General features: G+C 47.7%; 19 protein-coding genes, 11 tRNA genes and 2 rRNA genes (1 of these 32 only partly in view). 3 read left to right on the top strand and 29 right to left on the bottom strand.

The window, feature by feature from the left end:
• Window positions 1–65: 65 nt before the first annotated feature.
• Window positions 66–1,376 (top strand): uracil permease, encoded by a 1,311-nt coding sequence (gene uraA, locus B4V02_RS06245; RefSeq protein ID WP_094154125.1) that lies wholly within the window; start codon window positions 66–68, stop codon window positions 1,374–1,376.
• A gap of 137 nt (window positions 1,377–1,513) precedes the next feature.
• On the opposite strand, the gene B4V02_RS06240 is transcribed toward uraA, so the two are convergent.
• From B4V02_RS06240 to B4V02_RS06210, 7 genes are all read right to left on the bottom strand, one after another.
• Window positions 1,514–1,777 carry a hypothetical protein gene (locus B4V02_RS06240; protein WP_244188463.1) on the bottom strand — a complete coding sequence of 88 codons (264 nt, stop codon included), beginning with the start codon at window positions 1,775–1,777 and terminating at the stop codon, window positions 1,514–1,516.
• A gap of 146 nt (window positions 1,778–1,923) precedes the next feature.
• Window positions 1,924–2,436, bottom strand: coding sequence for an adenine phosphoribosyltransferase (locus B4V02_RS06235; RefSeq protein WP_007431662.1), 513 nt, complete (start codon window positions 2,434–2,436; stop codon window positions 1,924–1,926).
• Window positions 2,437–2,505: 69 nt separating this feature from the next.
• Complete coding sequence (gene recJ, locus B4V02_RS06230) at window positions 2,506–4,902, bottom strand: single-stranded-DNA-specific exonuclease RecJ (RefSeq protein WP_094154124.1); 2,397 nt, start codon at window positions 4,900–4,902, stop codon at window positions 2,506–2,508.
• A 33-nt stretch (window positions 4,903–4,935) separates the two neighbouring features.
• Window positions 4,936–5,889, bottom strand: a complete 954-nt coding sequence (locus B4V02_RS06225; RefSeq protein WP_094154123.1) for a cation diffusion facilitator family transporter — start codon at window positions 5,887–5,889, stop codon at window positions 4,936–4,938.
• A 191-nt stretch (window positions 5,890–6,080) separates the two neighbouring features.
• The gene (gene secF / locus B4V02_RS06220) at window positions 6,081–6,998 is read right to left on the bottom strand and encodes a protein translocase subunit SecF (RefSeq protein WP_084011920.1); all 918 of its coding nucleotides are present in this window, start codon (window positions 6,996–6,998) and stop codon (window positions 6,081–6,083) included.
• Window positions 6,988–8,244 (bottom strand): protein translocase subunit SecD, encoded by a 1,257-nt coding sequence (gene secD, locus B4V02_RS06215; RefSeq protein WP_094154122.1) that lies wholly within the window; start codon window positions 8,242–8,244, stop codon window positions 6,988–6,990. Before secD ends, secF begins: the two co-directional genes overlap by 11 nt.
• 90 nt (window positions 8,245–8,334) lie before the next feature.
• Complete coding sequence (locus B4V02_RS06210; protein WP_007431667.1) at window positions 8,335–8,592, bottom strand: post-transcriptional regulator; 258 nt, start codon at window positions 8,590–8,592, stop codon at window positions 8,335–8,337.
• 306 nt (window positions 8,593–8,898) lie between these two features.
• Between B4V02_RS06210 and spoVB the strand changes: the two genes are divergently transcribed.
• Entirely contained in the window at window positions 8,899–10,482 is a 1,584-nt protein-coding gene (spoVB, locus tag B4V02_RS06205; protein WP_094154121.1) for a stage V sporulation protein B, read from the top strand.
• Here the strand turns inward: spoVB and B4V02_RS06200 are convergent.
• A complete protein-coding gene (locus tag B4V02_RS06200) occupies window positions 10,479–11,258 on the bottom strand; it encodes a YetF domain-containing protein (RefSeq protein ID WP_094154120.1) in 780 nt (259 codons plus the stop codon). The genes spoVB and B4V02_RS06200 overlap by 4 nt on opposite strands.
• Window positions 11,259–11,465: 207 nt before the next feature.
• On the opposite strand from B4V02_RS06200, the gene B4V02_RS06195 reads away from it, so the two are divergent.
• A complete protein-coding gene (locus B4V02_RS06195) occupies window positions 11,466–11,855 on the top strand; it encodes a TIGR04086 family membrane protein (protein ID WP_007431670.1) in 390 nt (129 codons plus the stop codon).
• Window positions 11,856–11,953: 98 nt separating this feature from the next.
• On the opposite strand, the gene yajC is transcribed toward B4V02_RS06195, so the two are convergent.
• The 21 genes from yajC to B4V02_RS06090 all read right to left on the bottom strand — a co-directional run.
• Window positions 11,954–12,289: a preprotein translocase subunit YajC gene (gene yajC, locus B4V02_RS06190; RefSeq protein ID WP_094154119.1), complete on the bottom strand. Its 336-nt coding sequence runs from the start codon at window positions 12,287–12,289 to the stop codon at window positions 11,954–11,956.
• A gap of 32 nt (window positions 12,290–12,321) precedes the next feature.
• Window positions 12,322–13,461, bottom strand: a complete 1,140-nt coding sequence (tgt, locus tag B4V02_RS06185; RefSeq protein ID WP_007431672.1) for a tRNA guanosine(34) transglycosylase Tgt — start codon at window positions 13,459–13,461, stop codon at window positions 12,322–12,324.
• A 20-nt stretch (window positions 13,462–13,481) separates the two neighbouring features.
• On the bottom strand, window positions 13,482–14,510 hold the full coding sequence (gene queA, locus B4V02_RS06180; protein ID WP_007431673.1) for a tRNA preQ1(34) S-adenosylmethionine ribosyltransferase-isomerase QueA: 1,029 nt from the start codon (window positions 14,508–14,510) through the stop codon (window positions 13,482–13,484).
• A gap of 7 nt (window positions 14,511–14,517) precedes the next feature.
• Complete coding sequence (locus B4V02_RS06175; RefSeq protein ID WP_094154118.1) at window positions 14,518–16,611, bottom strand: SpoIID/LytB domain-containing protein; 2,094 nt, start codon at window positions 16,609–16,611, stop codon at window positions 14,518–14,520.
• A gap of 310 nt (window positions 16,612–16,921) precedes the next feature.
• A complete protein-coding gene (gene ruvB / locus B4V02_RS06170) occupies window positions 16,922–17,929 on the bottom strand; it encodes a Holliday junction branch migration DNA helicase RuvB (RefSeq protein ID WP_007431675.1) in 1,008 nt (335 codons plus the stop codon).
• 49 nt (window positions 17,930–17,978) lie between these two features.
• Entirely contained in the window at window positions 17,979–18,593 is a 615-nt protein-coding gene (ruvA, locus tag B4V02_RS06165; protein ID WP_094154117.1) for a Holliday junction branch migration protein RuvA, read from the bottom strand.
• Complete coding sequence (ruvC, locus tag B4V02_RS06160; protein ID WP_007431677.1) at window positions 18,590–19,093, bottom strand: crossover junction endodeoxyribonuclease RuvC; 504 nt, start codon at window positions 19,091–19,093, stop codon at window positions 18,590–18,592. Before ruvC ends, ruvA begins: the two co-directional genes overlap by 4 nt.
• A gap of 229 nt (window positions 19,094–19,322) precedes the next feature.
• The gene (locus B4V02_RS06155) at window positions 19,323–20,027 is read right to left on the bottom strand and encodes a BofC C-terminal domain-containing protein (protein WP_007431678.1); all 705 of its coding nucleotides are present in this window, start codon (window positions 20,025–20,027) and stop codon (window positions 19,323–19,325) included.
• A gap of 116 nt (window positions 20,028–20,143) precedes the next feature.
• Window positions 20,144–20,217 (bottom strand) — tRNA-Pro (locus B4V02_RS06150).
• A gap of 7 nt (window positions 20,218–20,224) precedes the next feature.
• Window positions 20,225–20,304, bottom strand: a tRNA-Leu gene (locus B4V02_RS06145).
• Between the two features lie 12 nt (window positions 20,305–20,316).
• Window positions 20,317–20,393: transfer RNA gene (locus B4V02_RS06140), tRNA-Arg, on the bottom strand.
• Window positions 20,394–20,398: 5 nt separating this feature from the next.
• Window positions 20,399–20,473: transfer RNA gene (locus B4V02_RS06135), tRNA-Gly, on the bottom strand.
• Window positions 20,474–20,508: 35 nt separating this feature from the next.
• Window positions 20,509–20,584 (bottom strand) — tRNA-Lys (locus B4V02_RS06130).
• Between the two features lie 28 nt (window positions 20,585–20,612).
• Window positions 20,613–20,689 (bottom strand) — tRNA-Asp (locus B4V02_RS06125).
• 14 nt (window positions 20,690–20,703) lie between these two features.
• Window positions 20,704–20,780 (bottom strand) — tRNA-Met (locus B4V02_RS06120).
• Between the two features lie 31 nt (window positions 20,781–20,811).
• Window positions 20,812–20,887, bottom strand: a tRNA-Val gene (locus B4V02_RS06115).
• A gap of 10 nt (window positions 20,888–20,897) precedes the next feature.
• Window positions 20,898–20,969: transfer RNA gene (locus B4V02_RS06110), tRNA-Glu, on the bottom strand.
• Between the two features lie 17 nt (window positions 20,970–20,986).
• Window positions 20,987–21,078, bottom strand: a tRNA-Ser gene (locus tag B4V02_RS06105).
• Window positions 21,079–21,081: 3 nt separating this feature from the next.
• A tRNA-Asn gene (locus B4V02_RS06100) sits at window positions 21,082–21,157 on the bottom strand.
• A gap of 18 nt (window positions 21,158–21,175) precedes the next feature.
• Window positions 21,176–21,292: ribosomal RNA gene (gene rrf, locus B4V02_RS06095) — 5S ribosomal RNA — on the bottom strand.
• Between the two features lie 146 nt (window positions 21,293–21,438).
• Window positions 21,439–22,422 (bottom strand): 23S ribosomal RNA (locus B4V02_RS06090); it runs 1,944 nt beyond the window's last position.

Here is a 22,422-nt window from a genome sequence, read left to right as displayed (position 1 = left end):
GAAAAAATTACGAAAAGTAATTAATGTATATAAGAATAATTGAACGAACTAAGGAGTGAACTGCGTTGCAACGCGAAATTCAAGTTAATGAAAAGCTTCCGGCAGGACCCGGGTTCCTGCTCAGCCTACAGCATTTGTTTGCCATGTTTGGCAGCACCGTGCTGGTGCCGAATATTTTCGGTGTCGATCCCGGCATGATTTTGCTGATGAACGGTATTGGCACACTGCTGTACATATGGATCTGCCGTGGCAAAATTCCCGCCTATCTCGGCTCCAGCTTCGCTTTTATCGCTCCCGTTAGTCTTGTGCTTAAAAGCAATCCAGGCGTTAACGGTTACGCTATGGCCCTCGGTGCTTTCATCGCAACGGGTGTTATTTTTTGCCTGGTCGCACTGGTGATCAAATATGCTGGAACCCGTTGGCTGGACGTGGTATTCCCACCCGCAGTCATGGGCTCCATTGTAGCTCTGATCGGACTGGAGCTGGTTCCGGTTGCAGCAGGCATGGCAGGCATTATCAATTCGGACCCTACTAAAGCATGGTCTCCAGATCCCAAAACCATTACCCTTTCCCTTGTTACACTCGGAGTCACTATTCTGGGTGCGGTACTGTTCCGTGGATTTGCCAAAATCATCCATATCTTGATCGGTATTGTGGTCGGCTATGTGCTTGCTTATTTTATGGGTATGGTCAATACACAGGCCATTGCGGATGCTCCCTTGTTTGGACATCCTGTCATTACCACTCCAGTATTTAATACTTCGGCTATGCTGACAATTCTTCCTGTCGCACTGGTCGTCATCGTGGAGCATATTGGTCATTTGCTCGTAACCAGCAACATTGTCGGACGCGAGCTGTCCAAAGATCCCGGCCTGCATCGTTCACTGTTGGGTAACGGTATTTCCACTGTGATTTCCGGCTTTGTCGGCTCTACGCCCAATACAACCTATGGTGAAAACATCGGTGTCATGGCACTAACGAAGGTGTACTCTGTTTGGGTCATTGGCGGAGCCGCAGTGATTGCCATCCTGCTCTCCTTCTCAGGCACCTTCTCAGCAATTGTTTCGAACATCCCGGCTCCAGTCATGGGCGGCGTATCCTTGCTGTTGTTCGGTGTCATCGCTGCCTCTGGTCTGAGAATCTTTGTCGAGCAAAAGGTGGATTTCGCCAAACCGACCAATATGCTGCTCGCTACCATCGTACTTGTTGTCGGAATCAGCGGTACGACACTCACTTGGGGCGCAGTTACCCTGAAAGGTATGGCGCTGGCAACAATCATCGGCATCGTCCTCAGCCTGTTCTTCAAGCTGATTGACGTGCTCGGCTGGTCGAATGATAAAACACAGGAGCCTTTAACGGAAAAAACACCGGATTAGTACCTGTTCCTTTACATGAAAACGCCGACTCTATGAGATACGGGTCCATCACGCACTTGTCTAACATCCAAGAGTGTTGGTTCGTACCTGCGTGGACGGCGTTTTTTTAATTCATATCTTATAATTTAAGATTAAAATCACACACGAAAACGGGATAACACCTGGTTGAATGTGTCAGAAACATCTGTAAGCGACTTGGCCGAGCTATCCAGACCCTCCAAAGCATTCAACTGACGTTGGGATCGGTCAGCGGCTTGCCCAGCACGTTCAGAAGAAGCTTTAGCAATATCGGCAAGATAACTAATGGATGCCGCAACTACCTCAGAACTTGCTGTCATTTCCTCTGAAGCTGAAGAAACCTCCTGTACCTCTACTACTATCTGCTGGATATCCTGATTCATGGCAGCAAAGCGCTGCTCCACCTAATGTATTACACAAAACAAAATAGTCCGATGGAGCAACTCTTTAGATAAAGAGATGTTCCATCGGACTATTTAGGTGATCCATGCATAAATATTTCCCGGGAAAACCCCGGATTTCCAAAGTCCTAATATTTAATCAGGGTGAACACATCTACGTCAGGCAGTTTTGCCCGACCGTTGAGTTCAGACAGCTCTATAAGAAAAGCAGCTCCCACCACATTTCCACCAAGCTGACGCACCAAGTTCACAGATGTAGCAATGGTTCCACCTGTAGCAAGCAGGTCATCTGCAATCAATACATTTTGCCCTGGCTCAATAGCATCCTTATGCATAGCAAGCATATCCTTGCCATATTCCAAACCATATGCTTCTTCAATGGTTTCCCCAGGCAGCTTTCCACTTTTACGAATAGGAATAAAACCAACGCCAAGAGCATAGGCCAGGGGCGCACCTACGACAAATCCGCGTGCCTCGGGACCCGCAATCAAATCAATTTTCAAATCCGATACCAGTTCCTTCATATCGTTGATTGCCTTGCGGTACAGCTCACCGTTTTTCATCAAGGTCGTAATGTCCTTAAAACTAATCCCTGGTTGTGGAAAATCGGGAATCACTCGAATATATTCTTTGTAGTCCAACTTAGTTCCTCCTACTGTAAACTTCTAAATTAGTATATCCATTCTACAACTTAAGCTTGAGACTATACCCTAAGACGCGCCCTTCATCAGCGACATGATCCAATTCGTCATCTGTGTTGTATCCGAATCCAGTAAATAACGCTCCATCTCAGCCATATCATATAATTCCTGATAGCGCGGAGAAGTCGTTAAATCGCGCTTGGGCGGATTGGGCACAAAACAAAATTGCCCTTCTGCACGCGTCATAAACTCAAGCTCCTCGAAGATGTCCAGCACTTTGGATAACATACGTACTGAACAGGAGCACTGCCGACTAAGAGCAGGCAGCATTGCTTTTTCGTCAACAGGCTGTGTTCCCATGCGGGAAAGCACAACATAAATACGCTTGAACAGCTCCCTGTCAGGGATTACGAGCCGACCAGCACGTTCACTGACCGAGTGCAGGAGAAATACATTTTCTACATTTTCAAAGGTAGACCATACTGCCTGTAGCTGCTCCGGCGTTTCCGGTGGCTCCAGCACGAACAGTGCCTTCACAGATTGCTGCACATCCCTTTGACCATTGCTGGGAGTAACAGTACCATCCTTATCGTATAACCATATGAATTCAGTGTTCACAGAACCCGTTGGACGAAGTGTGGATGACGGATGTACCAACACCGCAACGTCATTTTTTCTCTCCTCTACACGCGGATGAAAAATGTTCAAGCCTCGTTCCAACTCGGCAATAGGATTCGAGACTCCGCGATAATCAAAAATTTGCGGGGCCTGCACACGAATATCCTGCATCATCAGTTGGAGAGACCGTTTGCCATTCCACTCATTAATGGACAGCTCACCCAGCAGGTCCAGCTCGGTTTGCTGCTGTAAAAAATCAGCCAAATCGCCACGCTGAAAGGCAATCGCATCCAGCGATTGTCCGTTCTGTTCCAGCAGAAGCTTCACATGATTTTTCTCACGTCCCATTTTACGAGCCTCGCGTAATTGAAGACCCTGTAATACGAATCGTGGAGAAGGGTTCCCCATACCAAAAGGTTGCAACAATTCCAGTTCTTCAACCGCCTGTAAAGATACCTCGTCCAGACGACAAACCATATCTGCTTCAGCTACCGGAATAAGGTCTTCCGGTATCAAAATTGAACCGGCGTAGCGGTTAAGCCGCTCCTCGAACAATTCCAGATTGTCACGGCTCAGCGTCATACCCGCAGCCGAAGGATGACCACCAAAATGCTCCATCAGCTCATGGCTGTCGGTAAGAGCACTGTAGATATCCAATGCAGGGATAGAACGAGCAGAACCTTTACACATACCTGTCTCGGCATCTATCCCAAGAATAATGGTTGGACGATAATGGCGTTCCAATAGCTTGGACGCCACAATGCCGACGACCCCCACGTTCCAGCCTTCACCGGCCAAAACAATAACTGAGGGGAGCTTGCCTCCATTCAGCTTGGCCGCCAGCTGCTGCTCAGCTTGCTCCACAATTCGTTCGACCACCTGTTGACGCTCACGGTTAAGCAGATCGAGCGCATGCGCTAGTTGATCCGCTTCTTCTTCTTGTTCTGTCGTCAGCAGGGAAACCGCTCGTCCCGCATGATCCAGACGTCCACTGGCATTAATACGCGGTGCCAAGGCAAATGCGATGTTGACAGAAGTTACTGTAGGCATATCCACACCTGCTACACCAAGCAACGCCCGAATCCCAGGAAACGCAGAGCTTTTCATCGATTGAATCCCTCTACGTACCATCGCCCGGTTCTCGCCATGTAACGGCATCAAATCCGCTACCGTACCAATAGCAGCGATTTCAAACCATTCCTCAGGCACCTCATCCAGCAGTGCCTGCGCCAGCTTAAGAGCAACACCAACACCTGCAAGGCCTTTAAATGGGTATGGACAACCGGGCAGCTTCGGATTAATCAAGGTATACGCCTTTGGAAGCACAGCAGGCGGCTCATGATGATCGGTCACAATAACATCGATACCCAAGGATGTTGCATAATCAATTTGCTCAACTGCACTAATTCCAGTATCTACCGTAATGACCAGCGTAACTCCCTGCTGATGAGCCCAATCCAGGGCATGATTGTGCAGGCCGTATCCCTCATTGGAACGGTGGGGAATATAAATATCATAAGAGGCCTTTAGGAAACGCATAAGCTGAATCATCAATGATGTACTGGATACTCCGTCTGCATCATAATCGCCATAGATTAATATATGCTCTCCGTGCTCCAGAGCCTTGCGAATTCTAGGCACGGCCTCTTTCATGCCAAGAAGCAGATAAGGGTCGTGTATATCATCCACACTTCCGTACAAAAAGCGGTTTGCTTCCCCGGCTGTAGTGACGCCCCGGTTCACTAAAAGCCGGGACAACAATGGTGAAATCCCCAGCTCTTCTGTTAACGACTGAGCCGCCGCCAGATTAATTTCCGGGGTCTTCCATCTGTACTGCGAATGAAGCAATCCTGTTCACCTTTCTTTCATCATCGCCTTGCATTATTGCAGCAAGGACGACACATCATTATCCGGCAGTTCATGATTGGATTTGTAAGGATATCCGGCTTGATAGGGAATGAACTGCATTTGTACATGGGTCACCTGTGGAAAACGGGTCAGCAGTAAATTTTTAGCCCGATCGGCAATTTGCTGTGCTTCCTGCACCGTAATCCGAGGATTTACACTAATCGTTACATCCACTGTTATGAAATGGCCCGCTTCCTGGGCATGGAAATGTTCAATCGTTACAATACCATACACCCGTTGAATCGTCTCCATAAAACCTCGGGAGTCTTCCTCCCGCAAGGGCCTCGCCGGTGCCTGATAAGCGGTGTTCATCACCATCAGATAACCCTTACGCAATACCATACAAGCTACCAGCAAAGCTGCGGTTGGATCAAGATATAACAATGCCGGCCACTCCATCGCTTTACCAGTCATTGCACCGATCATGCCGATCAATGCAATCAGTGATGCATACAGCGAGTATCGTTCATGATTAGCGTACAGATCTGCTTCCGCTTTATGACCATGCTTAATCGAGTAGCGATACTGAAACTGAAATAACGCCTCTCTCAGCACCAAAGCAACAAAAGCAGTAATTAATGCATACAGATCGGGAGCCTGTGGTTCCGGGCTGCTCAATGAGCGGACAGCCGAGATCGCTAGCTGGAGACCACTCATCAGTACTAAAATAGACAGCACCACAGAAATGACAGTCCGAACCTTTTCACCATTTCGCAGCCGTGCCAGCACCCCGTGTCCTGTACCACCTTTGGAAAACAGGTCCTGCAAACGGAAAGCACTATCCGCAGCCGTGTGCAGTGCATCCCCCAACAATGCTTTACTGTTTGCCGCATAACCGACAGTCCCTTTGAGAACAGCAAGTGCGAGATTACCAACAATCCCGCTCCACGCTGCAGTTTCTAATGATCGGCTGCGTTCGCTATTCACAACGTTTCCCCCTCAATCCTGAACTGACCATTTCTCAGTAAGCTCCATTCCAAATCAATCGAATCCCTCAAAACAAACGATACATGGGCCGCTCCCGGGCATCTACTCAAGGTAAATCTCCAAACCTTAGAAAACCGCGCCCAAGCAGACGCGGCTTTCTCTTAAAATTATACTACTGATATTTGCGTAACTTAAGACTTTGCAGTTTTGACCGTGCCACCGCCAGCAGTCGGCGTTTTTTGTTTCCCTTTCAAAGCTACCCACAGCGGGCTGGCAATGAAAATGGAAGAATAAGCACCAAACAGCAAGCCGATAACCATCGCAAGCGAGAACATCCGAATCGACTCGCCCCCAAAAATGAACAAGCACACGGAAGCAATAAACACAGTAAACACGGTTGCGAGTGAACGCGTCATTGTCTGGGCAATACTATGATCGACTACCTGCTCCAAGTCGGCTCTGGATTTCTTTTTCGCAAATCGCAGATTTTCCCGAATACGGTCAAAAATAACGACAGTATCATTGATGGAGAAACCGACAATCGTCAGAATTGCAGTAATAAAGGTCAAATCCACCTCAAGGCGGAAAATGGAGAAAATACTGATGACAAGAAACGCATCATGCAGCAACGAAACAATAGCTGCAACGGCAAAACGCCATTCAAACCGGATCGAGATATAGACAGCGATGGCCACTGAGGCCAGCAAGATTGCCCAGATTGCATTTCGCTCCAGTTCTTGGGCCATTTCCGTATCTACCGTATTGACCTCAAATGAAGCCTTTGGATCAAGCTCTTTATTGAAAGAGGTTTTAAAATCATTCACTTGCTGGTCCGTCAATACCTGTGAAAAACGAATGCCGAAGCGCTCTTTACCCGGTGTATAATCTACCTCTTTGCCGATTCCCTTCTTGTCCAGCAAAGTTTGAATCTGCTCCTGCGTAACTACCTTGGTCAAATTGACATCCACGTTGGAGCCGGAACGGAAATCAACCCCGTAATTCAAACCGAATATTGACAAACTCAAAATACCGAGCAATGTGATAATAATCGAAAAGGTATAAAACCACTTGCTCATCTTGACATATTTATAGTCCCAATTAAAGCGCACTGATATCACTCTCCTTCACACCAAAATAACTTGGCTTCTTCACAGCATCCGCTTTAACCAGCAGATTGAGCAAGAAGCGGGAGAAGAAGATATTTGTCAAGATACTGGTGACAATATCAACGATGAGTACGAGAGCGAATCCACGAACGGAACCTGTTCCCAGTCCAAACATGACTGCTGCTGCTATAATTGTCGTAATATTGGCATCCATAACAGTACGGAACGAGGCCTTACTGCCTGCGATGACAGAAGAACGAATCGTTTTGCCTGACTTGATTTCTTCTTTAATCCGTTCATACGTGATGATATTGGCATCGACCGCCATCCCGATCCCGAGCACGAAGGCTGCGATACCCGGAAGCGTAAGCACGAAGCCACCCAAATAGAAGATCGCAAGCACCAACCAGGTATGAACGATGAGACAGAAGCTGGCAATTATTCCTGGTACACGGAACATCGCAATCATAAATACCAGAATAATGATCGAGCCGATCAAGCCAGCACGGATCGTTTGATCCAGTGACAGCTGACCCAATGTAGCACCTACGCTCTGAGAATATTTTTCCGTAAGTTTAAGCGGAAGAGCTCCCAGGTTTATCGTATCTGCCAGCTTGTTCGCTTCTTCACGAGTGTAATTACCTGTAATCGAGGCACTGCCATCCGTCAATTCTCCACGTACTGTCGGTGCAGATAGTAAATCATTATCCAAGAAAATAGCTAACTCTTTGTTAAGAAGCCGCTTTGTGATCTCTGCAAATTTGGCTTTGTCCTTCACTTTGATGCTAATTTCAGGCTGGTTCAGCTGGTTATAGCCAACAACAGCACCATTCTCCACAAAATCATTACCGCGGAGCTCAATTTTGCTGTATTGACCCGGCTTTTTAGCATCCGCTGCCGTTGCGCTGCGGAATGTCAGCTCGGCAGGCTTTTTCAGCATGGAGCGAACTTCTGCTTCATTAGAGACACCAGCAAGCCGCACGCGAATACGGTTGCTGCCCTCTGTTGTTACTTCCGGCTCAGTCGTACCAAGCGCGTTAATCCGTCTCTCCAGACTTTGAGCTGTTTGTATAAGAGACTGGCTGGTGACACGCTGCCCTGCTTCCAAAGGCTGGGCTTCATATAAAATTTCAAAGCCTCCCTTTAAATCGAGGCCTAGTTTTAAACTGTTCAGTAGGCCCGGGCTTGTCCCGACCATAACACCAGTTGTTATGAGCACGACCACGATGAAACTTAGAATTCTTTTCATTCCGTCCCATGTTCCCCTTTCATTCTCAATATTCCTATTATAGCTACCCCTCAAAAAGCAGTCAATTTGAACGCAAAAAAAGACTCCCTTCTATTCGAAAGTGGAGCCCCGTAATGCGGACATCGTCAAATAGTTCATAAAGCTCGTCGCTTTAAGGGAAAGTATATCGTTAACGAGCTTGTGCAGCGGAGGAATCCCCTCCTTTTCATATTTATGGCTAACACAATTCCATACGTCCTTACTTGTGACATGCTCATAGCCTACGAGAACCAACTCGTCTGCCTTGCTTTGACACAGCATCTCTATGGCGTCATCCCAATCCTGCTCATCCAGCTCTTCCATACCCACGATGGTCGTTCCTCCTCCCAGCGACTCCGTTTCCGCAAATCAGCAATTAGCGGGATCATTGACTGCTTTATATAACAATTCTATCCTGATCTTGGAAAATCCTTCTTTTTGTCGAAAATAGCCGTAAATCAACAATATATGCATTCATTTCGCTCGTCAATAGCAGAATTCACCACCTTCCCTCTGCTTGCCTGGATTGTTCTGCTTTTAATCCGAAAAGCTTGTCATGAACATGGACAGGTCTGGCATATCTTCTAAAGTAACGCATAGATGGAGAATTACATTTGGGGGAAGAGGGAGTTGCGATTGAAAAAGCAGACATTCATCCATGGAGCAATTATTTTATTGGCAGCGGGAATCATCAATCGGCTACTGGGCTTCATTCCGCGAATCGCGCTCCCGCGTATTATCGGACCCGAAGGAGTCGGCTTATACCAACAGGGGTATCCCTTTTTTATCGTGCTGGTGACTCTTATTACCGGGGGAATCCCACTTGCAGTAGCCAAACTTGTGGCCGAAGCTGAAACTGCGGGACAACCCGAAATGTCAAGGCGTATTTTACACACCAGCCTGCGCTTTACCATTACGCTCAGCCTGCTCGCTATGGTACTATGTCTTGTATTCGCCTCTTGGATCACAAACCACATCCTGACCGACAGCCGTGTGTATTATACATTTATTAGCATGAGTCCAATGATTGTTATCGTTGCTGTATCCTCTGCCTACAGGGGCTATTTTCAGGGAAAACAAAATATGATTCCGTCCGCCAGCTCCTCGATTGCCGAAACTGTTATGCGCATTTTTTGCGTCATTTGGTTTGCATACTTGCTTCTTCCTTACGGTGTTGCCTACGCTGCTGCAGGAGCCATGCTCGGTGCATTGGCGGGCGAACTGGTTGGTATGGTTGTGCTGCTATGGCAATACGTCATGAACCAGCGAAGCGATGGTTCTCCCCCTCAAACGAAGACATCTTTGTCCTCTGAGGCTCGTCCTGAGGAATCATCCGTTTTGTCACGTCTTATGTCTATATCTGTTCCCGTTACGGCTGGGAGGCTCGTCGGCTCCTTGTCCTATTTGCTCGAATCCATTTTATGCATGCGCAGCCTCGCCGCAGCAGGCATTGCAACTGGTATTGCAACCGCACAGTATGGGGCCATGCAGGGCATGGTCATTCCTGTATTATTACTGCCAGGTGTCCTCACCAGTTCACTGGCTGTTTCACTCGTCCCTTCCTTATCTGAAGCAGCTGCCAAAGGACACATTACCGCCATTCACAAACGTTTGCATCAGTCGCTTCGGCTTGCTTTGGTTGCAGGAGCCCCATTCGCCGTTATCATGTACGTGCTGGCAGAGCCTCTGTGTCTGTTACTCTACAATAATGGCGATATAGCAGGCATGCTTAAACTCATGGCGCCCTTTGCCCTGTTTATGTACATCCAGGCTCCGCTTCAGGCGGCACTTCAAGCCCTGGATCGTCCCGGGAGTGCTTTATTTAACACCTTTGTCGGAGCCGTTATCAAAATTGTGCTTATCGTATGGCTTGCTTCTCAGCCTCAGTATGGTATCTACGGAGCGGTCATCGCCATCTGCATTAACAATGCCATTGTCACCCTTCTGCATGGCTTCAGTGTCAGCAGACTACTTCGCTTCCGCGTGCGTTTGCTTGATTTCTGGAAAACCGGGGCAGGGATGATCATTATGGCAGCTGCGGTATTATATGTTTACAGACATCTGGCAGTGTTCAACCAAATGTGGCTTCAATTTATTTTTGCCGCAGGAGTGGGGATTATCCTGTACCTTTTCCTGATGACCTCAATCAAAATGATTGACTGGGACAACCTTACCCGCATTCCCATTCTGAGAAGATGGTTTAAAGCCAAAGAAATCTAATCCGAAGATTCCCCAAAGGCCGGTGGCGTAACATATACATGACCTCTATGATTCACAGTGCATAAGAAAACATCTTTAAAATCTTTGTGACCCTTCGCTTGAATCTGATTTTTAAGCCAAAATCGGTTCATATCCATCCGCTCCAAATTTCGGTCCAGCACCTTGCCATCCATAATTAATGGAACCGGCAGGCCTTCATATCTAAACTTCCCGCCGATTTGAGGAGTAGGATGAACTTTTTCCACCTGTTGCTCAATGTTCGTCAAATTCCTTTGACTTAAATCCTGTCTCATTTTGTCTAACTCTGCATCTCCATCTTTCTCATCCTTAGCTACCACCGTGAGCTTGCCTGTGGTTTCCAAAATAACACATTCGACTTCATCCAGACTTTCAAAATTTTGTTCACGAAGCTGTAACAACAAATCATCTAAATTGTAGCGTTGCTTAGCCATTTCATCCTTGTTTAGTTGTCCATTGGAGTACAATACACTGGGCCGGCCATCGAATAGCAGGCGCAGACGTCGGCTTTTAAGACTGAAATAGGAAATCCCAATTTGCAAAACCAAGAGTACTCCTAAAGGAATCAACCCTTCATAAAGTGGACGTTTTATATCCTCCAGGCTGAATACAGCAATTTCCGCAATCATAATGGATATGACGAGGTCGAATACAGACAATTTTCCGATCTCCCTTTTACCCATCAAGCGCATCACCAGATATACAATAAAATACATGAGCAGCGTCCGAAAAATATGAGCAAAAATATCGTGACTCAATATGTTCGCCTCCTCCCCTGTACTTTGCGACAAGACATTAATGGTTCATTGTACATGTATTCTGGCCGTTCCCCACTTGACTCATACAAAAAACAAAAGGCTAAATTATTGAAATAAAGAGAAAGACTGCTTGCGACTTGGTACTAAGCCTGAAGGCTTGACCATAGAATGATAATAGTTCAAACCTTGGTACAGGAGGAATTATCAATGGAGCTCATTCGCCGCTGGTGTTCGTTTCGTCTGGCCCATCCCATTTTATCCGGCTTGTTTTATGCTTTTGCATGGATGCTGCTTGGCGCATTGATTCTTTCACTACTGTTGTGGCTGACACAAATGCAGGAACAGGACTTATCCTTGTATACGTACATCGTTCACGCATTCGCTATGCTATCAGGCGGTTTCGTCGCAGGTAAAAGATCAACCAACAAAGGCTGGTATCAAGGCGGCATTACAGGCATCCTGTATGGCCTTATCGTTCTTCTGGTCGGTTTTCTGGCACTGGATGCGGGCATGAACGCTAAGGACCTATTGCACTTAGGAATTGCCTTTGTCATAGGCGCGGGAGGCGGGATGTTCGGGATTAACCTTAGTAAATAATCAAATTTCAAAAAAAGTGTACCAGCCCGTGTAACGAAGCAACACAAAAAAACCGAGCCTCCTCAAAGGCTCGGTTTTCACATGACAATCGGCAGATTCTACGACTTAGAAACAGCTTCCTCAGCTGCAGTATCTTTTGCAATCGCATTACTGATTGCACTGCGGTCAAAGGTCAGCTTCGTCACATCATTCACACGCAAAACAACCACATCGTCCGTAATCTCCACAATTGTACCGTGAAGACCTCCGATTGTTATCACCTTATCTCCCTTTTTCAAAGCTTGAAGCATCGATTGACGCTGCTTTTGTTTTTTCTGATTCGGACGAATCAGCAAGAAATAAAAGATTACAAACATCAGAGCCAGTGGCCAGATCATTTGAAAAAGTCCCCCAGCTCCACCGGGTGCAGCCGCAGCTGTAGCAAATTGAAACACGTTAAATCCCCCTTTCAAATCTCCCCTAAAACTTAAAAGCCTTTATCATTATCATGAAGACCGTACTGCTCAAAAAATTCATCGCGGAAATCAAGCAGTCTGTCATCCATAATCGCTTGTCTGACATTGCGCATCAATTGTATTAGGAAATGCAAGTTATGATACGTTGTCAGTCGGAGCCCGAAGGTTTCATCTGCTTTAATTAAATGTCGCAAGTACGCGCGTGAATAATTGCGACAAGTGTAGCAATCACAAGCCGGATCAAGCGGGCCAAAATCGCTTGCAAAATTGGCATTACGAACGACAAGACGACCTTGACTTGTCATCGTTGTCCCGTTGCGGGCAATCCGGGTTGGAAGTACACAATCGAACATATCCACACCACGGATAGAACCTTCAATCAAGGCATCCGGCGAACCTACGCCCATCAAATAACGTGGCTTGTTGGTAGGAAGCAGCGGAACAGTATAATCGAGCACTTCATACATCAAATGCTTTGGTTCCCCCACACTCAGTCCACCAATAGCATACCCCGGGAAATCCATGGAAGTCAAATCTGCCGCACTTTGCTTGCGTAGATCTTCATGCATACCTCCTTGTACAATGGCGAACAGCCCTTGATCATGAGGACGCGCATGTGCCTCCAAACAACGCTCAGCCCAACGGCTGGTGCGTTCCAATGACTTTTTCACGTATTCATACTCAGCCGGGAACGGTGGACATTCATCGAAGGCCATCATAATATCCGAGCCAAGCGAGTTTTGAATTTCCATTGCCACTTCCGGCGAAAGAAACTTCTTATCTCCATTTAAATGAGAGCGAAAATGAACACCCTCCTCTGAGATCTTACGCATTTCACTTAAGGAAAACACCTGGAATCCGCCACTATCCGTTAAAATAGGACGGTCCCAATTCATAAACTTGTGCAGTCCACCCGCTTCACGAATAATATCATGACCGGGACGAAGAAACAGATGGTACGTGTTACTCAAAATAATTTGAGCATCCATCTCCTTCAATTCCTCAGGACTCATCGTCTTGACTGTAGCTTGCGTCCCCACAGGCATAAAGGTTGGTGTCTCAATAACTCCGTGAGGTGTATGCACACGCCCGAGGCGAGCTCCTGATTGCTTGCAGGTTTTAATATGTTCGTATCTTATTGCTGGTGCCATATTTTCTCTACCATCCTTAATTAATAAATGAACATTGCGTCCCCGAAGCTAAAAAACCGATATTCGCGGTCAATCGCCTCCTGGTAAGCATGCATAATATTCTCCCTGCCCGCCAGTGCGCTGACCAGCATAACCAGGGTGGATTTAGGCAAATGGAAATTCGTAATCATTGCATCCACCACACGGAATTCATAGCCTGGGTAAATAAAAATCTGTGTCCAGCCGCTGCTAGCCTGCAATACTCCATCTGCAAATGTATTGCCCACCGTCTCCAGCGTTCGGCAACTGGTTGTCCCCACTGCCACGACTCTTCCACCGCGCGCCTTGGTTGCATTGAGTATATCCGCCGTTTCCTGTGACAATGAGTAATATTCTTCGTGCATGACATGCTCTTCAATCGTATCCACCGACATCGGTCTGAACGTCCCTAAGCCAACATGAAGTGTGACAAAAGCAATGGAAACACCCTTCTCCCTAATTTGGTCCAGCAATTGTTCTGTAAAATGCAGTCCTGCCGTAGGAGCCGCAGCAGAACCTTCGTGCCGAGCATAAACCGTCTGATAGCGCTCGCGATCATCCAGTTGCTCCTTGATATAGGGCGGAAGCGGCATTTGTCCAAGGCGGTCCAATATCTCTTGAAAAATACCTTCATAAGAAAAGGAAAGCACCCTTCCCCCCATATCTCCTTCTTCCTCAATAACTGCCTTCAACTCATCACCGAAAACGATAACAGCTCCCTTTTTCAGCTTCTTACCGGGTTTTACCAATGCTTCCCACCGGTCTCCCTCCAGTTGCTTAAGCAGCAACACCTCGGCCTTAGCTCCGGTATCTTCCTTGATGCCGAACAAACGTGCAGGAATCACTCGCGTATCGTTCAATACCAGCGTATCCCCCGGACTGAGATACTGGACAATATCCGAAAATGTATGATGCTCCACTTCGCCGTTATTCTTGTTCAGCGTCAGCAATCTGGAAGCGCTCCGCTCCAGCAAAGGCGTCTGAGCAATTAATGCTTCAGGTAATTCAAAATCATAGTCGTTTACGTTCATATATTGGTCATTCCTTAACTATATCCACATTTTTGTAATAGTGTTGCAAAATTTTCTTGTAATCATACCCCTGCTCGGCCAAACCGTTGGCTCCCCATTGCGACAAGCCCAACCCATGGCCATTTCCTTTACCTGTAAAAATAAAGCTTTGTGTTTTGTCAATGACTCGTGCATGACGGTCTTCATTCATGACGATCACCCCGTTACCGCTTGAAGTGCTGCTCCCGGATGCTGACAGAATTTGAGTTCCTTGCGTGCCACTTATATGAGAAGTAGCCCCATCTGCGCCTAATACAGTATAACTGCCGGTACTCGCAATATCAAACAGAGTGCTAGGCAATCCCCCCATCGCTGAACGATACATATCGGGGTATTTTACCGCCAAAGGTGACCCGTTGGCTTCAACCTCCAGCACACGCCCTGACGGACCGCGTTTGGTAACATCCAGATGATTAATTGAGGCTGGTACTGTACCCGTTACTTTCCCTTGTAGTGATTTAGCAATTTGCGCTGATGTAAAAGGTCCACGCACCCATGCATAGTCTCCGGATTGAGGCACCTTCTCCAAAACAATCATCTCTTCACCCGGTTGCGCCTTGGCTACTGGTGCAACTGCCGACTGAATTTGGGGGATAGGGCGCACATTGGTATTTTCAGCAGTAACGGTAATTTTGTCTAACCCTGCTTCTGTGACTCCCTCCAGCTCCTTGGCATTATCCTCACGTATATAACCTGTTTGGCCACTGGAGAGAAGGACATGATACCACTCCTGTGCTCCTTTTTGCGCTGTTGTATCTCCCGAACTGTCTACGCTGGCGAATGCTTCACCACCACTGTTCCATACCTCGGAAGCATCTGCTGTTACACCGCCCGCATTAGATGAAAATACAGCTTCGACCACTTTGCCGCCGCTTTTAATCACTTCACCAGCCGTGGCATCTACAGCCTCATTGACATTCGCATGTTCCGAACCTTTACCATTGTAAGCCTGACTTAATGTGCCATCCACCACGTTCCCGATCTGAAACCGATTGCCTTGGGCAAGGGCATAGCTGCGGGCCGCTACCGCTTGAGCCTTGAGGGCTTCAGCAGGCCATGAGGAGTAGACCTCCGCTCCTACCACGGAATATAAATACTGCTCGAGCGGTACGTCATTAACAAGCGCCAGTTGTCCTGAGGTCATGCTAATCTCCATGTCGCCGCGATATGTACGCTGTGATCTTTCAACCACTTGAATCCCATTATTACCGCCGTTGACAATGACCTTGCTGTTATTAGAGCCACTCAGCATATAATGTGACATCGCTTGCGAGCCTGTCGTTACTCCTGCTTCTTGTCTTATCATGAGTCCGGTTTGAGTAGCACTAACTTTAGATAACGTAAGTTTGGGCTGCTTGCTCTCCAGCTCTGTCTTTAAAGTCGATAGCTTGCTGTCGTTACTCTCTTCTCCAACCCACACAGCATACTGACCTCTTGATTGAATCACAGTAAAAGCATCAAAGCCTGCCGCAGCAATTGTCGCTCGAACGAGATTTGCCTCCTGCTCGGTTCCATAGTTTCCTGTAGACCAGTGCTTATTGCCCTTAACTTCAGCCTGCGTTCCGGTTGCCGAAGAAATCCGCTGTACAGCAGCCTGTGCGGACTGTTCACTTGCATAAATTCCCGCGTACACCTGATAGACAGAGCTACCGTTTTTAGAACCGATAAAAACCGTAGGTTTATCATTCGTCTTTTGCAGGATTTGAGCCGCTTTAATTGCTGCTGCTTCATTTCCTTCAAGTACCTTCACCCGATAGCTGTCTACACTAAAACGAGCGGTGCTGTCCGGTAGTCCCATCCAAGCCTGATAACTGCCTCCACTGTTCTGTCCGACACTCAGACCTTCTGATGATTTCAAGGTTACCGCGGGAACTATTGCTTTATATTTACTGCCTAGATCCGCAAAGATCACTACACGAATATCTTCTTGGGCGGCAGCAGCCTGAACACACGAAGACCAGGGAATGCAAACTGTAGCTAATACCATAATCGCTGCTGCTCGTTTGGCCCGACCCGTCCATGTACTGAAAATTGTTTTTCGGTTCAATGCTTTTCCATTCATTTCTGAATCCCCCCATTCTGGCTATCCTAGCATGCATAAAGCATGATTTGGCGGGATCTCGACCATCGCCTGTCCCTTTAAATACATCGGCGGAATAAACCGAAATTTGAACACGCTCAATTCTTGCTCAAATGGTCTTTTCCCCTAACGATCCTATTCCACCAATATCGTACTTACTATATCGTACTTCCCCTTTCGCACTTACCATAATTGCGTAGCTACGCTGTAAATTAATCTCAATTACTTTCTCTTTAAAACCGTACTTTGGGCTGTGCTCTTGCAATAAAAGCCAAAAGCCCACCATTTCTAGTCACCGTGGATCCGTTGGCATAGGGATTCCAAGGTGAGCATATGCCGCTGGAGTCACCGTACGTCCCCGAGGTGTTCTTTGTAAAAGTCCAATTTGCAGCAAATAAGGCTCATACACGTCCTCAATCGTCTGGCTCTCTTCACCGATGGTTGCAGCAATGGTATCCAATCCCACAGGTCCACCCCGAAATGAATGAATCATGGCCTTAAGCATTTTATGATCAATTTCATCCAGTCCGAGCGGATCAATTTGAAGTCTTTTCAGCGCCTCTGCGGCCAATTCTGAATGGATCATACCGTCTCCGGCAACTTGGGCAAAATCACGCACCCTTTTTAACAGTCGATTCGCAATCCGTGGTGTCCCCCGTGAACGCAATGCAATTTCTTCGGCTGCATCCCCAACGATCTCAACTTCCATAATATCCGCGTTTCTGGATACGATGTAGGCCAGCTCGTCCGTCGTATAGAACTCCAATCGACTGATAACACCAAACCGGTCGCGCAACGGCGCAGAAAGCAGCCCAGCGCGTGTAGTAGCCCCTATAAGGGTAAAGGGCGGCAAATCCAGGCGAACTGAACGCGCACTCGGGCCTTTACCAATCATAATGTCCAGCGCAAAATCCTCCATCGCCGGGTACATGACTTCTTCCACCGTACGATGGAGGCGATGAATTTCATCAATGAATAAAACATCGCCTTCTTGAAGATTGGTCAGCAGCGCTGCCAGGTCTCCAGGTCTTTCAATCGCAGGCCCTGAGGTGGTACGCAAATTAACCCCTAGTTCATTCGCAATAATGTTGGCGAGAGTCGTTTTACCCAATCCGGGAGGACCGTACAACAGTACATGATCCAGCGCTTCTTTACGCATTTTGGCCGCTTCAATGTAAACTTTCAAATTTTCCTTAACCTGATTTTGCCCGATATATTCATTAAGATAACGGGGGCGAAGGCTTAGCTCCGCCGTCTGGTCTTCCATCATCAAATTGGCGGAAATAATCCGATCATCCATTTTCCATCGCTCCTCTTTCACCAGACTTCTGTCAACGGACACCAGCGTCCTATCCGGCAAACAACAGTTGCAAAGCCCGTTTCATCAAAATATCGGCAGATTCATCAGGTTTCGCATCCTTCTTCATTCTGCTCCATACCTTATCCAACTCTGCATCTGTGTAACCGAGTGCCTTGAGCGCCTCACGTGCCTCGCCCCAATACGAACCCTCGCCCTCTTCCACGACAGGCTCTGCAAACAGTCCGGTCACCATCCCCAGCGAACCAATACCGTCCAGCTTGTCTTTCAAATCCAGAATCATGCGCTGCGCCGTCTTTTTACCGATTCCCGGCAACTTGGTGAGAAATGTGATATTTTCCTGATAAATCGCCGTCACCACATGAGCAGGCGTACCGCCTCCCAAAATCCCAAGTGCCACACGTGGTCCAATACCAGATACATCAATCAGTTTACGAAATAATTGCTGTTCCTCACGGGTTGCAAACCCAAACAGTAAAATAGCATCTTCCCTCACATGATGGTGAATGTAAATAACCACCGGTCCTTCCGTTTTGGCGAAGGCGTAAGGATTCGGACAGAACACCCGATATCCCACCCCCTGCACATCCAAAACGACATATTCATTTTCCAAGTGAGCCACAGAACCACGCAAGAAATCTATCATTTTCGCAATACCTCATTTAATTTTGAATTTAGTCCATAGGAATGCGCATGACAAATAGCCACCGCCAAAGCATCCGCTACATCATCCGGTTTAGGCACAGCCTGGAGCTTTAGAAACATTCTAACCATCTCCTGCACCTGCTTCTTCTCCGCCTTGCCATACCCTACAATAGCCTGCTTTATCTGCATCGGCGTGTATTCCCCAATAGGGAGATTACGTTGCCTTGCAGCCAGCACCAGCACACCACGCGCCTGACTTACAGACATAGCAGTCGTAACGTTGCGATTAAAAAAAAGCTTCTCCAGCGCTACCGCATCAGGCTTATATTTATCAATCAATTGCAGCATGCCTTCATACACATGAAGCAGCCTATCTTCTTCCGGTGTATGGGCTTCTGTCTGAATGCAGCCGTACTGCACAGGAACCACCTTACTGCCAATCTTGTCCACAAATCCGAAGCCCACAATAGCAATACCCGGATCAATTCCTAGAAAACGCAAAAAAATCTCTCCCTTATCGCTAAACCATGGCGTTAACTAACATCAGCCAACTCTATCCTGAATACATTTATGGCTAAATTCCATACAAAGCGAACATATGTGTCGTTCATTTCATTATAACAAAACTTTGCATCTAATAGAGGAAAAAATTTAACTCTCAGTGAAAACATAAAAAGAGACGCCACAAGCATCACCTGATCGGTAAAAGCCTGACGTCTCTTGCTTCTAATCAATATTGCTGTTTTAATACCCTCTGTGTTCGTTCCACCGCAAAGTCACTAAAAGTAGAGATTACACTGTTGTACTCGTTTATATCCTGTACACGGATTCCCTGTTGCAGCTGTTCATACACCCCTTCCGGCAAAGCCGTTTCCATGGAGTCTACATCCAGTTGGAAAAAAGTCCGTATCACCTTCTCCTTTTTAGGTGGCCCTTCAAACAAAGTGAGTTGTCCGTCAGCGCTCAAGCCCATGTAGCCGTGCTCTTTACACGATTCTGACAGGTCTTCCACCCTTCGCTCGAACCATACCTCTCCCTTAGTATTAAGCCGTCCCTTCCAGTCGGGATGCTGTTTCAGTAAATTTTCCAGCTGCTGCGAGCTTAGCGTTCCCAAGGAAAGTGTTTCCGTACCACATACATAGGTAGTTAACAGGTGAGTTTTCCTGCTTATACCGGAAGCACGTATGCTTTGCAAAACCTGCATCTGTGAGGAGTGATCTTCAGCCGGTGTTGTGTGTGAGGATTCCTCCATATCAACCTCTGCCATAACGGCAGTAGCGAGTGGCTGTGACAGCATAGCCTGCATATGTCTTGAAAACAGAATACCCAACCCAGCCAGCAAACAAGCTACTCCAAAAATGGTGCAGGCCCATACTGTTCTTCTTCCCTGTTTCCAGCGCCGTTTCATTTGTTTTTTCCAGCTTAATCGCTTCACAGTAATCCCTTCCGTCCCACTTTTTGTGTTAGTGTGACCTGGAGATTACTGAATTATACAAAAAGATAATAAAGACAATAAAAAAAGCCGCTGCTTCCAGCGACTTTCCCTTTGAATCGGGATGACACGATTTGAACATGCGACCCCCTGGTCCCAAACCAGGTGCTCTACCAAGCTGAGCTACATCCCGAAATACATGCCGGTGAGAGGACTCGAACCTCCACGGTTTCCCTCACGATTTTGAGTCGCGCGCGTCTGCCAATTCCGCCACACCGGCTTATGAAGTTAATGGCGCGCCCTGAGAGATTCGAACTCCCGGCCTTTTGATTCGTAGTCAAACGCTCTATCCAGCTGAGCTAAGGGCGCAAATATGGAGCGGACGACGGGAATCGAACCCGCGACCCTCGCCTTGGCAAGGCGATGCTCTACCGCTGAGCCACGTCCGCAATACAATTATATTATAACATATAATTTCAAAAAATGGTGAGCCATGAAGGACTCGAACCTTCGACACCCTGATTAAAAGTCAGGTGCTCTACCAACTGAGCTAATGGCTCCCAACAGGGTCATGCAACTTTATAAAAATGGCGGAACTGACGGGATTCGAACCCGCGATCTCCTGCGTGACAGGCAGGCATGTTAGGCCTCTACACCACAGTTCCATAATAAAGTTAATTGGTTGCGGGGGCAGGATTTGAACCTGCGGCCTTCGGGTTATGAGCCCGACGAGCTACCGAACTGCTCCACCCCGCGAAAGTAGAAGGGAATTCTTTTTAATTATTTATGGTGGAGGCTGAGGGGATCGAACCCCCGACCCTCTGCTTGTAAGGCAGATGCTCTCCCAGCTGAGCTAAGCCTCCGTACTACTTATGACCCGTAGGGGATTCGAACCCCTGTTACCTCCGTGAAAGGGAGGTGTCTTAACCCCTTGACCAACGGGCCATGCAACAAAATAATTCTGGCGGAGAGAGAGGGATTCGAACCCTCGAGACGCTTTTGGCGCCTACACGATTTCCAATCGTGCTCCTTCGGCCAACTCGGACACCTCTCCATATGGCTCCCCGAACAGGACTCGAACCTGTGACAACTCGATTAACAGTCGAGTGCTCTACCAACTGAGCTATCAGGGAATAATAATCATAAAGCTTGCTTGGCGGCGTCCTACTCTCCCAGGACCCTGCGGTCCAAGTACCATCGGCGCTGGAGGGCTTAACGGTCGTGTTCGGGATGGGTACGTGTGGAACCCCTCCGCTATCGCCACCAAACATGAATTTGCCTCGCAAATTCTTTTTCAGGAAGCAGCATCGCCAAATGCTGTGTGTTCGCTTGTCCAGCCTAAGCCACTTGAGCTTACGCTATATCAAACTTACACCCTGAAAACTGGATCCGAAACTCCATTGCGTCCTATCTTTAGGATAAGCCCTCGACCGATTAGTATTGGTCAGCTCCATGCATTGCTGCACTTCCACCCCCAACCTATCTACCTCGTCGTCTTCAAGGGGTCTTACTAATTGGGAAATCTCATCTTGAGGGGGGCTTCACGCTTAGATGCTTTCAGCGCTTATCCCTTCCGTACATAGCTACCCAGCTGTGCTTCTGGCGAAACAACTGGTACACCAGCGGTACGTCCATCCCGGTCCTCTCGTACTAAGGACAGCTCCTCTCAAATTTCCTACGCCCACGACAGATAGGGACCGAACTGTCTCACGACGTTCTGAACCCAGCTCGCGTACCGCTTTAATGGGCGAACAGCCCAACCCTTGGGACCTACTTCAGCCCCAGGATGCGATGAGCCGACATCGAGGTGCCAAACCTCCCCGTCGATGTGGACTCTTGGGGGAGATAAGCCTGTTATCCCCAGGGTAGCTTTTATCCGTTGAGCGATGGCCCTTCCATGCGGTACCACCGGATCACTAAGCCCGACTTTCGTCCCTGCTCGACTTGTAGGTCTCGCAGTCAAGCTCCCTTCTGCCTTTGCACTCTTCGAATGATTTCCAACCATTCTGAGGGAACCTTGGGGCGCCTCCGTTACTCTTTAGGAGGCGACCGCCCCAGTCAAACTGCCCACCTGACACTGTCCTCGTACCGGCTTACGGTACCAAGTTAGAACCTAGATACGATCAGGGTGGTATCCCAAGGATGCCTCCCCTCAAGCTGGCGCTCAAGGCTCGACGGCTCCCACCTATCCTGTACAGATCGTACCCAAATTCAATATCAAGCTGCAGTAAAGCTCCATGGGGTCTTTCCGTCTTGTCGCGGGTAACCTGCATCTTCACAGGTATTAAAATTTCACCGGATCTCTCGTTGAGACAGCGCCCAAGTCGTTACGCCATTCGTGCGGGTCAGAATTTACCTGACAAGGAATTTCGCTACCTTAGGACCGTTATAGTTACGG

It is taken from the genome of Paenibacillus kribbensis (assembly GCF_002240415.1).
In the GTDB taxonomy this organism is placed as follows: Bacteria; Bacillota; Bacilli; order Paenibacillales; family Paenibacillaceae; genus Paenibacillus; species Paenibacillus kribbensis.
Note: the sequence above shows the minus strand (reverse complement) of the source record. Positions and strands in the feature narration are given on the sequence as shown.

What these genes read in the sequence shown, in the direction of transcription:
- tgt (WP_007431672.1), bottom strand. Translation starts at nt 13,461, where the DNA reads ATGGCACCAGCAATAAGATACGAACATATTAAAACCTGCAAGCAATCA.
- secD (WP_094154122.1), bottom strand. Translation starts at nt 8,244, where the DNA reads ATGAAAAGAATTCTAAGTTTCATCGTGGTCGTGCTCATAACAACTGGT.
- ruvA (WP_094154117.1), bottom strand. Translation starts at nt 18,593, where the DNA reads ATGATAGATTTCTTGCGTGGTTCTGTGGCTCACTTGGAAAATGAATAT.
- ruvB (WP_007431675.1), bottom strand. Translation starts at nt 17,929, where the DNA reads ATGGATGATCGGATTATTTCCGCCAATTTGATGATGGAAGACCAGACG.
- B4V02_RS06175 (WP_094154118.1), bottom strand. Translation starts at nt 16,611, where the DNA reads ATGAATGGAAAAGCATTGAACCGAAAAACAATTTTCAGTACATGGACG.
- B4V02_RS06195 (WP_007431670.1), top strand. Translation starts at nt 11,466, where the DNA reads ATGGAGCTCATTCGCCGCTGGTGTTCGTTTCGTCTGGCCCATCCCATT.
- queA (WP_007431673.1), bottom strand. Translation starts at nt 14,510, where the DNA reads ATGAACGTAAACGACTATGATTTTGAATTACCTGAAGCATTAATTGCT.
- B4V02_RS06240 (WP_244188463.1), bottom strand. Translation starts at nt 1,777, where the DNA reads ATGAATCAGGATATCCAGCAGATAGTAGTAGAGGTACAGGAGGTTTCT.